Annotated in this window: 1 pseudogene; it reads left to right on the top strand. The window is 60.9% G+C overall.

The features are described from left to right. Window positions 1-190 precede the first annotated feature (190 nt). Window positions 191-317 (top strand): annotated as a pseudogene (locus tag EN850_RS35070) (sugar ABC transporter ATP-binding protein); the annotation flags it as partial.

Below are 317 nucleotides of genomic sequence, written 5' to 3'. Positions count from 1 at the left end.
GTATAAGCGTGCGCGCCGCCGCTTTACAGGCGGATTTGGTAGCGCTACCGTTTCACAGTCGCGTGACCCGGGGGGAGCTGGGGCAGACGTCGCCGACTCCAGTGGTGGATGCTTGTCGGCATCCGTTTCAGCCACACCTGATACAAACGGCTCCCCGCGAGACTTCGCAGGCACCATCGGGAGGAATGCGATGGCGTCTGTCGCGATTGCCGATGTCTACAAGTCATTCGGAAGCGTCGAGATCCTTCACGGCGTCAGCGTGGACATAGAGGACGGTGAATTCGTCACCCTGGTGGGGCCATCCGGCTGCGGAAAAT

The sequence above is a fragment of the Mesorhizobium sp. M8A.F.Ca.ET.207.01.1.1 genome, from assembly GCF_004794715.1.
In the GTDB taxonomy this organism is placed as follows: Bacteria; Pseudomonadota; Alphaproteobacteria; order Rhizobiales; family Rhizobiaceae; genus Mesorhizobium.
The sequence above is the reverse complement of the archived record's forward strand: the minus strand, read 5'-3'. Positions and strand labels throughout refer to the sequence as shown.